Raw genomic sequence first — 14,708 nt, 5'->3', positions numbered from 1 at the left:
CGCCAGCGTTCATCCTGAGCCAGGATCAAACTCTCCATAGTGTTGAATTTGATTTACTTGGCTCCAAAACATATAAAACATAACTTAACTTATATATTTTATATGTTTCGGTTCTCAATAAGCTCAGATTGGTAATTTTGGATGTCGATTAGAAGTTGCATTGGTAAGCCACTATTCAATTATCTTTCCATCCAATAATTACCAATCTAAAATCTAAAGTTGTTTTTGACGAGATTTGGAGCTTGTTTGGCTTTCAAACGATTCTATTGTCTTGGTTCAGGCGCGTCTTGGTTTTTCTCGATGCTTCTCTAGTTTAACTTAGCTTTGTTCACTTTTGCAGTGACATAACCGTATTGGTTTAGAAGGGGTAACCCAACTTGATTCATGCGGTTGTTAGCCAGTCAATCAAGAAGCTGGGAGCATTTCTTTACACTTCCTTACTCTAACGCCGAGGCATTGAGTGAAAAGATTGCATAACCGCACTACTCATGTGAATTTACTTTACCTGTAGTAGTCAGCTATCCTTGAAAGCTCTACATCTGGAGGGTCTTCCAGTGACGCTTAACTACTATAGCGCATAGGGGGGATCTATGTGCAACCCTAAGTTGAAATTTCTTTGAGGGCTTTGCTGCAGGAACAATCCCCTGCTCTGATACCTGAAGTTTTTCTTCAGGGCGAGTGTGGTGGATGGATGGCGGAAATGGCGATCGCTTGCAAATATGTCAAAGATTTACAATTTCTTGTTATATTAACTATATAACCGCATAGTAGTTAAATAAGTTTATTGGTTCGCTGGAGGGCAATATGTTGAAGTCGATGCACCGCAGTAAGTCGCGCTGGTCGATGCACCAATGGATCAGGCTCGTTGCAGGTAGCTTAATCCTCATCAGCCTGTTGCTCTCACTGATTCATCCAAACTGGCTATTTTTGACAGCGTTTGTTGGCTTGAACTTGCTGCAATCAGCGTTTACTAACTGGTGTCCGTTGATTGCGTTGCTAAGAAGGATGGGAGTGAGTGAGGGGTAATAGAGACAAGATGGTGAAACGGTTCGTCATCTGAACTCTTCTTAAGCGTTTATTGCAGAAACATTAAATCTACTTCAGGAGTTGTCATTATGGCTCGCGTTGTGGTCATTGGTGCAGGATTAGGAGGGCTTCCCGCTGCTTACGAACTGAGGCATCGGCTACCCCGTCACCATCAGGTGACGCTGATTTCAAATCAGCCAAAGTTTACCTTTGTGCCTTCCCTTCCCTGGGTTGGGTTGGGGTTGCGATCGCTCAGTCGAATTCAGTTAGAGCTCGCTAAAATTGTTCCTCAACACGGAATTGAACTGATTCTAGAGGCGGTAACGGCGATCGATCCGCAGGCAAAACAAATTACATTGCAGGATCGGACGCTGGACTACGATTATGTGGTGATTGCTACAGGCCCAGAGTTGGCATTGGATACATTGCCAGGATTAGGGCCAGAAGGGGGCTATACCCAATCCGTTTGTAATCCTCACCATGCCCTGTTAGCCCATGAGGCCTGGGAACGGTTTTTACAAGATCCGGGGCCAATGGTCGTCGGAGCGACAGCGGGAGCCAGTTGTTTTGGGCCTGCCTACGAGTTTGCCATGCTGGCCAACCATGCTCTTCGGCAAAAGGGATTACGAGATCAAGTTCCCATCACGTTTGTCACGTCTGAACCCTATGCTGGACATTTAGGGATTGGTGGCATGGCCAATTCTCGCTGGCTGATTCGGGCAATGATGGCTGATCGCCATGTGGATGTGATGGATAATGTGGCGATTTCCCAGATTGAACCCGACATGATCCATCTTGCGGATGGGCGGAGTCTGCCGTTCAAATACGCCATGATTTTGCCTCCTTTCCGGGGGCCACGGTTTCTCCGCGAAGCCCCTGGGCTGACTGATGCCAAAGGATTTATTCCTGTGTTGCCCACCTATCGCCATCCTGAGTTTGATTCTGTTTACTCAGTTGGGGTGATCACACAACTCAAACCGATCGAGGCGACTCCCATTCCCATTGGCGTTCCCAAGGTCGGACAAATGACCGAGGAAATGGTCATGGCAGCGGCGCATAATATTGCTCTGGATCTGGGTGTGATTTCGGGCCAACCCATTAAACCGACCCTACAAGCCATTTGCTTCGCTGACTTTGGGGATAGCGGAGCCCTCTTCCTGGCTGATCCGCTCCTTCCTGATGCAGCAGGTCACCGACGTCGTGCCTTTACCACCAAGGGAATCTGGGTGTCCTGGATGAAAACCGCATTCGAGAAATACTTTATGAACAAAATGCGGGTGGGCTGGACAATGCCCTGGTTTGAACGGGCTGGTTTGTGGGCGATCGGGCTGCCACTGGTAGAACCCATGGCTCCAAGCCCAGAGCCGATCCAGGCAAAAGGATAAAGACGATGAACGATTCAGGTTACTAGAGATGACAACACGATGAAGTCCAGACATTCCGTTTGTGATGGGTGTGATCGCACTGGGCATGACCATCATTCATCTTGTTGTTGATGGGTGTGCTTTCAGGGGAGTGATTGGTTATCTAATCAGTGTTCATCGCCATCTCATCTACTGGAGTGAGCAAAGAATATGGAAATTGTTTTGAACCCCAGCGAGTTGGAGGGGATCGCAAGCCGATTCAAGATCCTGGCAGAACCCGCTCGTTTGCAAATTCTAGCAGCCCTTTGCAATCAGGAACGCAGTGTCCAGGAAATCTGCGATCGCACTGGGTTACACCAGGGCAACGTCTCCAAGCACTTGCGACTGATGAAAGATGCTGGAGTGGTGTCATGCCGCCGGGAAGGGGTATGGCGCTATTACCGGGTGATTGATACGGATTTGCTATCCTTGTGCGCCCAGAGCCGCCGCTCTGCAACCAGATCCTGAGGAGGAAAAAGTAATGGGATGTCAAATTCGCAAACTGTTGTCATGGCTGCTCTTATTGGGAGCCGTTATCTTGGGTGTTCTATTGGGGTCAGGACTTTTCCATTCTCCCAGTGCCGCTGCCGCCATCCGCCAATTGGAAGAAGCACCAGGACAGATGGTGTATCAGTCCCAGCAAACCCTCAAAGATCAACATGGCAATACCTGGCAAGCGATCGCATTCAAACGGATCAGGGCTGATGGTCAAACCAGCTTTGACTTACGTTTGGTAGGGTTTCCTGGAGTGGTTGAAATTGACCATTCCCAGCCTCTTACCCTAACCAACTCATTAGGCAAAACCCTCACCGCTGCCGATGCTTCTAGTACCCTCTTTACCGAGGTAACAAAACCTGAACCTAATGTTGGGCAATACAACCTTGAACCCTTGCTACCTCAGTTGCAGGCGGAAATCCCGCTAAAACTGTCGTTACCCACCATGAAAGATGGCGCGATTCACTTATCTGTTCCACCTTCGTTAATCCAGGAATGGCAAACTGTCGCCAACCAGAGTTAACCATTTGAAGAATACTTGGAGGACATCAATGGAGTTATTTTCACCGGAATGGATGCAGGCATTTGGCGAACAGTGGAATGCTGAACCAGAACTTGCAGATGCCCTGGCGAAAATCCACTTTAATTCCGTCATTGGTTATGGATTTGAGAATGATGCAGAACCCAAAGGAATTTTGACTGTTCAAGATGGACGGGTCGTTTCTGCTGGGCCTTATACCGGGCAAAAGCTGAACTGGGATTTGCGAGCGAGTCGCGACCAATGGCAACAGTGGCTCGATAAAGGATTGAACATGATGGGTTTGAGTATGGCCTACATGACGCGCAAGCTGCAATTTCGCGTGGGAGATTATACGGCGATGATTAAAGATCCTCGTATGGCAGGCCCGTTTATTAAATCTTTTGCAGTGATGAGCAGAGTTTGAAGGGGAAAACTATGAAGTCAAAAGTGAAAGGCACTAAAAAACAATCTAAAAATCCAACCTTACTGACTCCGGCTCAATTAAAATCACGTCAGAATCAATTAGTCATTATTGATGTGAGAGGGATGTTGGAATATTGGATGGGGCACATTCCAGGGGCGCAACGGCTCAATCGCAGTCGTATTTTACGAGAGATTCCCAAGGAGCAGGCGATCGCAATTACCTGTTTATCTGGTCATCGCAGCGCGATCGCGGCTCAATGGTTAATCTCGCAAGGCTACTCCCAGGTCTATAACCTGCAGGGAGGATTGCTGGCATGGCAGGGAGCGGGGTATCCGGTGCAGTGGGGGATGAAGCAGTGAATAGGTGAAGGGGCAGGTGGATGGGTAGATGGGTGTTAAGAACGGGTAGGAATAAAGACGATGACGCATACAACCTCTGGACAATCATTAAATAAATCACTTGATCCATCACTGGATGAATCAACAGGTAGTGCGGTTAAACCACAGAGATCGCGCTTACCCAAACTATCTCGGAAGGGGTGGGGGTTCGTATTAGGAGGAACGGTGTTGTTAGCAGGAGGAGTCTGGGGAATTTTACATCTCACCCGCGCTCCTCAGGTGTCCGAAGCGGTTTCAGTCCCAGCGATCGCAGTAAATACCCTGACCGTTCGTTCCCAACCCATTGCCAATACCCTGGAACTGTCTGGAACCATTCATCCAGTGGATCAGGCCACCCTTTCCACACGGGTCATGGGCCGGATTACTCAATTGTCACTGGAGGCGGGCGATCGTTTCCGTAAAGGCGATGTCTTAGCCAGGGTGGACGTTCGGGACATAGCGGCTCAAACTAATCAGGCACGGTTGGGAGTAGTGCAGGCTGAATCGGCACTGGCCCAGACACAGGCTGAATTGTTGCGATCGCAGGCAGCGTTGAATCAGTTGCAGTCCCAAAAGATCGAGGCCCAGGCGGCACTCCAACTGGCCAAAATTGACCAAAGCCGGATGGCTCAACTTCATCGGGAAGGAGCCGTATCTCAGGAACGCCTAGATCAGGCCAATACCACCCTGTCGCAAGCGCAAGCCAAAGTTGCCCAAGTAAATGCTGGGATTCGTCAAGCCCAAGCCGCAATTCAACAGTCTCAGGCCGCGATCAGGCAATCTCATGCTGCCGTCAACCAAGCCGCAGCAGGAGTGACTTTAGCCAGTGTCAATGAAAGCTATGGGACGATCATTGCCCCCTTTGATGGTGTGGTGGTGCAAAAACTGGCCTATGAAGGAGACATGGCGGCTCCTGGAACGGCCCTGTTGAAAGTCGAAAATCCCGACCGCCTGCAACTGGAAATCTCGGTGCCAGAAGAAAACCTGAGATTTGTGCGAGTGGGACAACCTGTGAAGGTGCAGGTGGATGGGGTCAATCAAACTCTGAATGCCACGATTCAACAAATTGTTCCAGCAGCAGATCCCAACTCTCGGAGTTTCCTGGTCAAAATTCCGATCGATGGTTCTGACAAACTGATTTCTGGTATGTTTGGCCGGATTGCCTTACCCCATGGGAGCCGAAACGGCATCTCCATTCCCACCCGTGCCTTAGTTCAACGCGGTCAGTTAGAGGGCGTGTATGTGGTAGAAACCAATGCCGCCAACCAACCAATCGCTGTCCTGCGGTGGGTGAAAACAGGCAAAACTCAAAACGGTCAGGTCGAAATCACAGCGGGAATAACGGCGGGCGACCGTGTGATTACCAGCAATATCTCCCAACTGAGCGATGGTCAGCCGATCACGGTGAATCCTTAGTCAAGCAAGCATAGGTAGGAGGTTTGTGATGAGCTACCACTTCAGTAAAGTTTTGTCACTCCCATTTGACGAGGCAGTTACCAAAGTGACTGAGAAGTTGAAGGAAGAGGGCTTTGGTGTGCTGACCGAGATTGATGTGCAGGCGACGATGAAGAAAAAACTGGATGTCGAGATGCCCAAATATCTGATTCTGGGAGCTTGCAATCCGCCCTTTGCTTACCAGGTATTGCAACTGGAAGACAAAATTGGCACGATGTTGCCCTGCAATGTAATCGTGCAGCAAAAGCCAGAAGGGGTAGAAGTGTCAGCGGTTGATCCAATTGCTTCCATGCAAGCGGTTTCCAATCCCAAGCTGGCATCGGTTGCTACTCAAGTCAGAGATCAACTCAAAGCCGTCATTGACGGTTTGTAAGGATTACACAGGATGTGAATTTCTCCCGGAGGTTTGGATGCATCGCAAGTTTTTCTTAGCCCTTTATAGTTTAGTTCTCATTCTAGTTCTAGTCAGTCCTCAAACTGTACTTGGACAAATGGGATGGCATCCAAGAATGATAGGGAATCGGGATATGGGAATGGGAAGAGAGGGTTCCACTATTCACCAACTGTTTGCCTATCACGATCAAATCCATCGTAGCGTCGAAGATATTCCAGGGGGAATTCGAGCGATTACAGAATCTGATAATCCTCGAGGAGCGACTTTAATTCAATCCCATGTCTCCAGAATGTATGCTCGTCTGGATCAGCAAGATCCCATTCCGATGATCGGGATGAGCGCTACGTTACCCAAAATGATTCAGGCTAACCGGAAATATCAACGGCAACTGCACAAGACGGCAAAAGGGATTGAAATCATTGAAACGGCGATCAATGCCAATATGGTCATGATGATTCGAGATCATGCCAGAGAAGTAACCCAATTTGTAGAGCAGGGAATGCCTGTGATGACGAACAGGAGGATGAGAGGATATGCCCAATAATCACCATGAACAGCCCCCTGCTCAACCTGATAAATTCGGTTTCGTTGGCAGACTGGCGAAACAATTTATTGATTCCAAGCTGACTCCGTTAATCATCGTGGTAGCCCTGCTGTTGGGAATTGGTGCAACCTTCATACTGCCACGGGAAGAAGAACCGCAGATCACAGTGCCCATGGCAGATGTATTTGTGCAAATGCCAGGAGCATCGGCGAAGGATGTGGAACAGCGGGTCACTATGCCAATGGAGAAGTTGATTAAAGAACTTCCGGGAGTGGAATATGTTTACTCGACTTCCCGCCCTGGCTCCTCTCTGGTAATTGTGCGCTTTCTGGTGGGACAAAACACCGAGGATTCCATTGTTAAGCTCTATAACAAGCTTTATGCCAACTTTGATAAGATTCCGCCCGGTGTTTCCCAACCGCTGATTAAATCGCGATCGATTGACGATGTTCCCATTCTGACTCTGACCTTATGGGGGGAGCAGAGTACTGGGGCAGAGTTACGGCAAATTGCGGCTCAACTGGATGAACAGATCAAGCAAGTTCCGGATGTCTCTGAAACAACAATCATTGGTGGACAGAAGCGGCAATTACGAGTTGATCTGGATCCGGCTCGACTGAAAGGGTTTGGGTTAACTCCCCTGGAGATCTCCAATGCCCTGCAAGTTCAAAATAAGGAATTAGCCAGCGGTGCATTCAGTCAAAACAATCAGTCTTTTCTGGTCAGAACTCAAAGCTTCATTCGTTCTGCTGAAGACGCAAAAGGGCTGGTTGTTGCGGTTGCCAATAGTCAACCTGTCTATCTCCGTGATGTTGCCACTGTGATCGATGGTTCAGAAGAACCTGCAAGTTATGTCTTCTTTGGTCAAGGTTCAGGAGAACATCCTAAATCCGAAATCCCAAATCCCAAATCCTTGGGTGAGACTGAAGCCGTCACGATCGCGATCGCCAAACGTCCTGGTGCCAATGCGATTCAGGTATCTCATCGGGTCTTGCATAAGCTGGAGCAGATCAGACACAACTATATTCCTGATAACGTTCATCTGACGGTGACTCGTGACTATGGTGAGACCGCCGCCGAGCGATCGAATGAGTTGCTGTTCCATATGCTGATTGCGGTAGGTTCCGTCACCTTACTCATGTGGTTTGTCATGGGTAAGAAAGAAGCGATGGTGGTGGCGGTTTCAATTCCCGTAACGCTGTCTTTGACGCTAGCTAGCTTTGTATTTTATGGGTTCACCCTGAACCGAGTCACCTTCTTTGCCCTGATCTTCTCAATTGGGATTCTGGTAGATGATGCGATCGTCGTGGTTGAAAACGTGGGTCGCCATCTACAACTGCCAGAAAACCAAAGCCGATTGAAACAATCTCCTAACCGCCGCCACACCTTAATCCAGATTATTCTGGAAGCCGTAGACGAGGTGGGCAATCCCACAATTCTGGCAACATTGGCCGTGATTGCCGCAATTTTACCCATGGCCTTTGTAGGAGGACTGATGGGGCCATATATGCGCCCGATTCCTCTGGGGGCTTCAGCGGCCATGATTTTCTCCTTGCTGGTGGCTTTCATCGTTGTGCCCTGGGCCACTCTGCGGGTCTTTGGCGGCTCTACCCACCACCATGCCCATGAACATCAGGAAGATGCCTTAACCCGGATATATCGCCGTTTCATGTATCCACTGATCCATTACCCCCGACGCGGAACAACGTTTCTGGTGGCCACGGTGCTGGCGTTGGTCGTCGTTGTCGGTGGACTGGCTGGGTTCCGGTTAGTGATTCTGAAGATGCTGCCGTTTGACAATAAGAGCGAGTTACAGGTCGTAGTGAATATGCCAGAAGGGACGACCTTAGAGCAAACAGCCAGAGTCACCCGCGAAATGGGCCAATACCTGGCAACCGTACCTGAAGTGATCAACTATCAAAGCTATGTAGGCACAGCTTCTCCGTATAATTTCAACGGCTTGGTGCGGCATTACTTCTTGCGTTCTGGCCCCAATGTCGCGGATATCCAGGTCAACTTTTTGCCCAAGGGCGATCGCTCTCGTCAGAGTCATGATATTGCCAAAGCAATGCGGCCAAAACTGAAAGCAATTGCCGATCGCTACGGTGCCCGCATCCAGGTGGCAGAAATTCCTCCTGGCCCTCCTGTACTGCAAACGCTAGTCACAGAAATCTATGGCCCCGATTATCAGGGACAAATTGATCTAGCCAAGCAAATTCGTCAGTTGTATCAGTCTACTGATGGTATTGTCGATGTGGACTGGTACGTGGAAGCCCCGCAGACTGATTATCACCTCGTGATTGATCGTGAAAAGGCAGCCCTGAATGGCATCAGTCCTGCCCAAATTTCAGAAGTGCTGCAAATGGCTCTGGGTGGACAGAATGTAGGCTTGCTCCATGATGAAAATGCCCGTGAAGATGTGACGATTAATCTGCGGTTGGGGCAGTCGAGTCGCACCAGTTTAGACGATCTAAAGTCGTTGAACTTGAAAGGCACAAATGGAAACCTGGTTCCCCTCAATGCTCTGGTGAAAACAGAGAACGCGATCGCGGATACCAGTATCTATCACAAAAACTTGCAGCCTGTAGTGTACGTACTGGGAGATGTAGCGGGCCGTGTGGAAAGTGCGGTCTATGCCATGCTTAACCTGCAACCGAAGATCGATAAACTGGTTCCACCTACAGGAGCTAAAGTGCAGACTTACCTGACGGAACAGCCACCCACGAACGAAACTTATGCGATCAAGTGGGACGGCGAATGGCAGGTCACGTATGAGGTCTTCCGAGATTTGGGAATTGCCTTTGCTGTGGTACTGGTGTTGATCTATGCCCTGGTCGTGGGCTGGTTCCAGTCCTTTATGACACCCCTGGTGATTATGGCCGCGATTCCATTTTCATTAATTGGCATTATGCCTGCCCATTGGCTCATGGGGTCTTTCTTCACGGCTACCTCGATGATTGGGTTTATCGCTGGCGCTGGAATTGTCGTGCGCAACTCAATTATTCTGGTGGATTTCATCGAGTTGCGCCTGAAAGAAGGAATGCCGTTAGAAGCAGCCGTCATTGATGCGGGAGCTGTACGGTTCCGTCCCATGTTGTTAACGGCTGCTGCAGTGGTGGTGGGATCGGCCATTATCCTGGCTGACCCAATTTTCCAGGGATTAGCCATCTCGCTGATGGCAGGGGAAGTCGCATCATTATTGCTCTCCCGATCGGCAGTGCCAATTTTGTATTACAAGCTCTGGAAAAAACAGCAGGTGAATGCACCCACAGCGGATGTTGAAATCGGTTGGCAATCAAGCCTTCATTAAGGAAGGAAATCATGGTGATCAACAAACTATCCTCTCATCCCACTCAGACCTCGCTCCAACTGCACCCCCTGCCTATGATCGGGGTAATCCTGGGATTAATACTGGTTTCTGGGGGTGCAGGCTGGTGGCTCAGTCGGCTGGACAACAAAGAGCAATTTTCTGGGGATACAGTGTCAGCCGCTACAGCAACTCCCATTTCAGTAAAAACGGCGATCGTTCGGCTCCTATCGGTAGAAACGAATCGGATTCTGACTGGAACGGTGGAACCCCTGGAAACCGTAACTCTGAGCAGTCGGGTGATGGGGCACGTTCGCCAGTTGACGGTGCAGGAGGGCGATCGAGTGTCTGCTGGAGAGACCCTTGTCGTAATTGACGTGGCTGACATTCAAGCCCAGGGCAGTCAGGCGTTAGCTGGCGTGAATATGGCACAGTCCAACTACCAGACGGCTCAGGCTCGTTTACAGGAAGCCCGTGCCCAATTGCTAGAAGCCGAAGCGGAGCTGGCAGATGCCCGGTTAGAGCAAAAGCGAATGAGGATGCTGCAAGAAGAAGGGGCAGTGAGTCAGCAATTGCTGGATAAGGCCAATACCCGCGTGCAGATGACCCAGGCCCGGATTCAACAAATTAAAGCTGGCATTAGCCAATCCCAATCATCCATGAATCAGGCTCAAGCCCAGGTCAAACAGGCACAGGCGCAGGTCAATCAGGTATCCGCCAACCTCAACTATGGCACGATCGTTGCTCCCTTTGATGGCGTGATTACTCGCAAGCATACGGAAGTGGGCGCCATGGCGGGAGCCGGACAACCCTTGTTGACCCTGGAAAGCAGCGATCGCTTGCGCTTTAGTACCCAGGTGCCCGAATCTCTGATTACCCAAATCCGCCAGGGGCAAAAGGTTTCTGTTCACCTGGATGCTTTGAATCAAGATTTACCGGGAACTGTGAGCCAGATTATTCCCTCCGCCGATCCAGCGACCCGTAACTTCACGGTTAAAGTCGCATTAGATCAAACGGCACAAGTGATTCCAGGAATGTTTGGGCGACTCAAACTAGGCAACCGGCCGATCACAAAACAGCCTGGCAATCGCGCCGTCTTAATGATTTCCAAATCTGCGATCGTGCAGCAATTTGGCATCACCGGAGTTTACAAAGTGGTAGACGGTGAAACCTCCTTTCAACCCATTACCACAGGTAAAACTTATGGCTCTGATATCGAAGTATTCTCTGGTCTGAAACAAGGCGATCAACTGGTCATCAATCCCTCTCCTGCTCTGAAAGACAACACTCCCGTTCAACTCAATTAGGGCCATCCATTACACAGATGGGTTGAACCGGCAATCGACAGGCAAACTCAGAGGGATTCCCCCATTTCTCCATCTTCCTACCCTCTCCTTTCCCCCTCTCCCCCTGCACTCCATGTCTCCCTCCACTGATAACTCCCAAAACTACAGCATCATCGGGCGGATCACGGCCTACTTTATCAACTCCCAACTCACAATCCTGGTGATTGCAGTATTGGTGATTTTTGGGTTGGCTGCGGTGATCCTGACTCCTAAAGAAGAAAATCCGCAGATTGTGGTGCCGGCAGCAGATGTCTACCTGCCCTATCCCGGAGCTCCCGCCGAAGTGGTTGAAAAGACGTTGACTACACCGATCGAGGCAAAACTGCGAGAACTGTCCGGTGTGGAACATATCTACTCCACCTCCCAGGATTCCGGTGCCAAAATAACCGTCCAGTTTTTCGTCGGGCAAAACTGGGAAGATTCCCTGTTCAAATTGCAGAACCACCTATATAGCTACCAGGATTTGTTACCTCCCGGTGCCCGCTATCTGGTCAAGCCGGTGATTATCGACGACGTGCCAATCGTCACCCTGACCGTTACGGGTAAGAACTACAGCGACAACCAACTGCGACGAGTGGGAGAACGGTTGCTGGAAGACCTGCGGAGTATTCCCAACACCGCAAACCTGACAATTACAGGCGGACAACCCCGCGTCATTCGGGTAGACCTGGATCCGGACAAGCTTGCCAGCTATAAACTGTCGCTGGCTCAAATTAGCCAGCGACTTCAGGGGGAAAATGTGCGGCTGCCAGCAGGAGATGTGTCGGTTGGTACCAATCGACTGTTTATTGAGGGAGGCAACCTGTTCCAGTCAGCCACCGATGTGGGCGAAATTATTGTCGGGTTTGGGCAGGGGTCTACTTCACCGATTTACCTGCGAGATGTGGCAACAGTGGTGGATGACTTTGGCGATCGCACCGCACTCTCCCGGATTCACTACCGCCAGGATTGGGATGTGAGCAACCCTTATCCAAATTCCAAAGCTCAACCAAAAGGGAAATTTGTTGCCCAACCCGCCATTACAATCGGCATTGCCAAGCAGAAGGGCACCAATGCTGTGACTGTCGCCCAGCAAATTTTTAAGCGAGTCGAAGAACTGAAGCCACAATTTCCCCCTGGAATCACTATTGCCGTTACCCGCAATGATGGTCAGACTGCCTCTAGAGCGGTAGGTGATCTGTATCAAAGTTTAGGACTGGCGATTGTTACTGTTGTAGGTTTGTTAGTGATTTTCTTGGGCTGGCGTGAGTCGATGATTGTAGCTTTTGTGATTCCGCTAACGCTAGCTGGCACCCTTGCGGTTGGCTGGATCGCAGGGCAGACCATCAACCGGATTACCCTATTTGCCTTGATCCTGGCCCTGGGGACGTTAGTGGATGACGCGATCGCGGTGACCGAAAATATCCACCGTCACTTTGAAGCAAAGCCAGGCATGAACTGGCGGGAAAAGACCCAGGCCGCGATCGAAGCAGTGAATGAGTTGGGAACTCCTGTGATCCTGTCTACTGTAACGGTGATTCTCGCTTTCATTCCAATGGCATTTGTCACCGGTATGATGGGTCCCTATATGGGACCGATTCCATTTAACGTTCCGGTAGCGATGATTATCAGCACCTCTCTAGCCCTGACCGTTACCCCCTATCTCGCCTTGCGCTTGATTAAGATCAAACCTCGGGCTGGTCATGCCAACGGGGGGGAAAGTGTACCCGCAATCGAAAGTACTCGTATCTACCGCTGGTATCACCGCATCATGGCACCTCTGCTGGATTCTGCCAGTCGTCGCCGCTTTGTTCTGCTCTGCATTACGGGATTGTTGCTGGCATCCTTCATGCTGCCGCTAACCCAGACGGTTAAGTTTCGGATGTTGCCCAAAGCCAATAAAGATACCTTCCTGATTCAATTGGATGCCCCTCTGGGAACAGAACTCACCCAGACCGATCGCATGATTCAGGATATAGAAGCCGTATTGCGCCAGACTCCGGAGATCACCAACTTCGAAACCTATGTTGGCATAGGGGCACCCATTGACTTTAACGGGATGTTGCGGGGGGCTACCGATCGCATCGGTGAACACTATGCCGATATCCGGGTACATCTGACCAATAAGGATGCCCGTTCCATCCAATCGGAAGGCATTGTGTTCCAGTTACGTCCAAAGTTAACCGAGATTGCCCAACGCCATAATGCGATCGTTAAACTGGTGGAAGATCCCCCTGGTCCACCGGTACGATCGACGATGCTGGCGGAAGTCTATGGCCCCGATTACAACACCCTCCGGCAACTGGCAAAACAGGTGCGACAGGTGTTTGGCGACACTAAAGAAGTGGTAGACATTGACGATTCGGTGAAAAACCAGATGCCCCAGATGCGAATGGTGGTCGATCGCGAAAAGGTCAACCGTGCCGGACTGACGACGCAGGACATTGTCCAAACCTTGAATATGGCGATCGCAGGTTCTCAAGTTTCCACGCTGAAAGTACCGGGAGAACTGGCTCCTGTGGCCATTCAAGTGCGCTTTGCCGATGCTAACCGCCAGAGCATTGACGACCTCACCCGGATTCAATTGCCCGCTGCCAATGGGAGACTCGTACCGTTAACGGAACTGGTCACCTTCCAGCCCACCACCGTTGATCAGCCAATTCTGCACAAAGATCAGCGTCCTGTCACCTACGTGATGGGCGAAATGGGCGATCGCTCCTCCGTCTATGCCGTTCTGGATCAACTCATCTACTTCTTCCACAATCCCTTGCCCAAAGGCTACTGGATTCAGTGGGACGGTGAGTGGAAGTTGACCCTGGATGTCTTCCGAGATTTGGGATTAGCCATGCTGGTTGCCGTTCTGCTGATTTATCTGATTTTGGTTGGACAATTCCGCAGTTTCAAAGTGCCCTTGATTATTCTCGGTAGCATTCCCCTGGCACTGATTGGAATTTTGCTGGCCTTTTCAGTTAATGGGGTTTACTTCAGTGCGACAGCGATGATTGGTGTAATCGCCCTGGCGGGGATTGTGGTGCGTAATGCGATCGTGCTACTGGAATTCGTGGGCGACAGACTGAAGGAAGGCGCAGGGTTGAGAGCATCCATCCTGGAAGCCGGAGCCGTTCGCTTTCGTCCGATTCTCCTGACCAGCGTCACTACCATGTTAGGAACTCTATCTATTCTCAGCGATCCAGTCTGGTCGGGTCTCGCCTGGGCATTGCTGGGCGGTATGTTGACCTCCTCCTTCCTGACCCTGTTTGTGATTCCATTGATGTACTACGGCGATCGGGTTAGCCATCAGCGCGACCAGGATTTCTTTGAACCTCCCGCCATGACGCAGGAAGCATTGAATTGACCGGAGTCAGCAGTCAGCGAACATAAATGGCATCCCTGGTTGGCTGACAAAACTCTCTCGCCCTCACCCCCAACCCCTCTCCC

Annotated in this window: 12 protein-coding genes; all 12 read left to right on the top strand. The window is 50.3% G+C overall.

Annotated features, from left to right (window positions below; all coding sequences use genetic code 11):
* Nucleotides 1–804 precede the first annotated feature (804 nt).
* The 12 genes from ACUVQO_RS13765 (at nucleotide 805) to ACUVQO_RS13710 (ending at nucleotide 14,625) form a co-directional block, all read left to right on the top strand.
* Nucleotides 805–1,026, top strand: coding sequence for a YgaP family membrane protein (locus tag ACUVQO_RS13765; protein WP_445926442.1), 222 nt, complete (start codon nucleotides 805–807; stop codon nucleotides 1,024–1,026).
* Between the two features lie 89 nt (nucleotides 1,027–1,115).
* Entirely contained in the window at nucleotides 1,116–2,411 is a 1,296-nt protein-coding gene (locus ACUVQO_RS13760) for an NAD(P)/FAD-dependent oxidoreductase (RefSeq protein WP_445926441.1), read from the top strand.
* Nucleotides 2,412–2,600: 189 nt separating this feature from the next.
* Nucleotides 2,601–2,897, top strand: a complete 297-nt coding sequence (locus tag ACUVQO_RS13755; RefSeq protein ID WP_445926440.1) for an ArsR/SmtB family transcription factor — start codon at nucleotides 2,601–2,603, stop codon at nucleotides 2,895–2,897.
* 13 nt (nucleotides 2,898–2,910) lie between these two features.
* Nucleotides 2,911–3,447: a DUF3122 domain-containing protein gene (locus ACUVQO_RS13750; protein WP_445926439.1), complete on the top strand. Its 537-nt coding sequence runs from the start codon at nucleotides 2,911–2,913 to the stop codon at nucleotides 3,445–3,447.
* Between the two features lie 28 nt (nucleotides 3,448–3,475).
* Nucleotides 3,476–3,868, top strand: a complete 393-nt coding sequence (locus ACUVQO_RS13745; protein WP_445926438.1) for a hypothetical protein — start codon at nucleotides 3,476–3,478, stop codon at nucleotides 3,866–3,868.
* Between the two features lie 11 nt (nucleotides 3,869–3,879).
* Nucleotides 3,880–4,227, top strand: coding sequence for a rhodanese-like domain-containing protein (locus tag ACUVQO_RS13740; protein WP_445926437.1), 348 nt, complete (start codon nucleotides 3,880–3,882; stop codon nucleotides 4,225–4,227).
* A 60-nt stretch (nucleotides 4,228–4,287) separates the two neighbouring features.
* Nucleotides 4,288–5,661 (top strand): efflux RND transporter periplasmic adaptor subunit, encoded by a 1,374-nt coding sequence (locus ACUVQO_RS13735; protein ID WP_445926436.1) that lies wholly within the window; start codon nucleotides 4,288–4,290, stop codon nucleotides 5,659–5,661.
* Between the two features lie 28 nt (nucleotides 5,662–5,689).
* Nucleotides 5,690–6,073 (top strand): DUF302 domain-containing protein, encoded by a 384-nt coding sequence (locus tag ACUVQO_RS13730; RefSeq protein WP_445926435.1) that lies wholly within the window; start codon nucleotides 5,690–5,692, stop codon nucleotides 6,071–6,073.
* 160 nt (nucleotides 6,074–6,233) lie between these two features.
* Nucleotides 6,234–6,638, top strand: coding sequence for a hypothetical protein (locus ACUVQO_RS13725; RefSeq protein ID WP_445926434.1), 405 nt, complete (start codon nucleotides 6,234–6,236; stop codon nucleotides 6,636–6,638).
* Nucleotides 6,628–9,948 carry an efflux RND transporter permease subunit gene (locus ACUVQO_RS13720; protein WP_445926433.1) on the top strand — a complete coding sequence of 1,107 codons (3,321 nt, stop codon included), beginning with the start codon at nucleotides 6,628–6,630 and terminating at the stop codon, nucleotides 9,946–9,948. Before ACUVQO_RS13725 ends, ACUVQO_RS13720 begins: the two co-directional genes overlap by 11 nt.
* 11 nt (nucleotides 9,949–9,959) lie before the next feature.
* Entirely contained in the window at nucleotides 9,960–11,252 is a 1,293-nt protein-coding gene (locus tag ACUVQO_RS13715; RefSeq protein WP_445926432.1) for an efflux RND transporter periplasmic adaptor subunit, read from the top strand.
* Nucleotides 11,253–11,364: 112 nt separating this feature from the next.
* Nucleotides 11,365–14,625 carry an efflux RND transporter permease subunit gene (locus ACUVQO_RS13710; protein ID WP_445926431.1) on the top strand — a complete coding sequence of 1,087 codons (3,261 nt, stop codon included), beginning with the start codon at nucleotides 11,365–11,367 and terminating at the stop codon, nucleotides 14,623–14,625.
* Nucleotides 14,626–14,708 lie beyond the last annotated feature (83 nt).

Source organism: Leptodesmis sp. (assembly GCF_052746595.1).
Note: the sequence above shows the minus strand (reverse complement) of the source record. Positions and strands in the feature narration are given on the sequence as shown.

What these genes read in the sequence shown, in the direction of transcription:
- ACUVQO_RS13745 (WP_445926438.1), top strand. Translation starts at nt 3,476, where the DNA reads ATGGAGTTATTTTCACCGGAATGGATGCAGGCATTTGGCGAACAGTGG.
- ACUVQO_RS13755 (WP_445926440.1), top strand. Translation starts at nt 2,601, where the DNA reads ATGGAAATTGTTTTGAACCCCAGCGAGTTGGAGGGGATCGCAAGCCGA.
- ACUVQO_RS13725 (WP_445926434.1), top strand. Translation starts at nt 6,234, where the DNA reads ATGGGAAGAGAGGGTTCCACTATTCACCAACTGTTTGCCTATCACGAT.
- ACUVQO_RS13710 (WP_445926431.1), top strand. Translation starts at nt 11,365, where the DNA reads ATGTCTCCCTCCACTGATAACTCCCAAAACTACAGCATCATCGGGCGG.
- ACUVQO_RS13750 (WP_445926439.1), top strand. Translation starts at nt 2,911, where the DNA reads ATGGGATGTCAAATTCGCAAACTGTTGTCATGGCTGCTCTTATTGGGA.
- ACUVQO_RS13730 (WP_445926435.1), top strand. Translation starts at nt 5,690, where the DNA reads ATGAGCTACCACTTCAGTAAAGTTTTGTCACTCCCATTTGACGAGGCA.
- ACUVQO_RS13715 (WP_445926432.1), top strand. Translation starts at nt 9,960, where the DNA reads ATGGTGATCAACAAACTATCCTCTCATCCCACTCAGACCTCGCTCCAA.
- ACUVQO_RS13740 (WP_445926437.1), top strand. Translation starts at nt 3,880, where the DNA reads ATGAAGTCAAAAGTGAAAGGCACTAAAAAACAATCTAAAAATCCAACC.
- ACUVQO_RS13735 (WP_445926436.1), top strand. Translation starts at nt 4,288, where the DNA reads ATGACGCATACAACCTCTGGACAATCATTAAATAAATCACTTGATCCA.
- ACUVQO_RS13720 (WP_445926433.1), top strand. Translation starts at nt 6,628, where the DNA reads ATGCCCAATAATCACCATGAACAGCCCCCTGCTCAACCTGATAAATTC.
- ACUVQO_RS13765 (WP_445926442.1), top strand. Translation starts at nt 805, where the DNA reads ATGTTGAAGTCGATGCACCGCAGTAAGTCGCGCTGGTCGATGCACCAA.
- ACUVQO_RS13760 (WP_445926441.1), top strand. Translation starts at nt 1,116, where the DNA reads ATGGCTCGCGTTGTGGTCATTGGTGCAGGATTAGGAGGGCTTCCCGCT.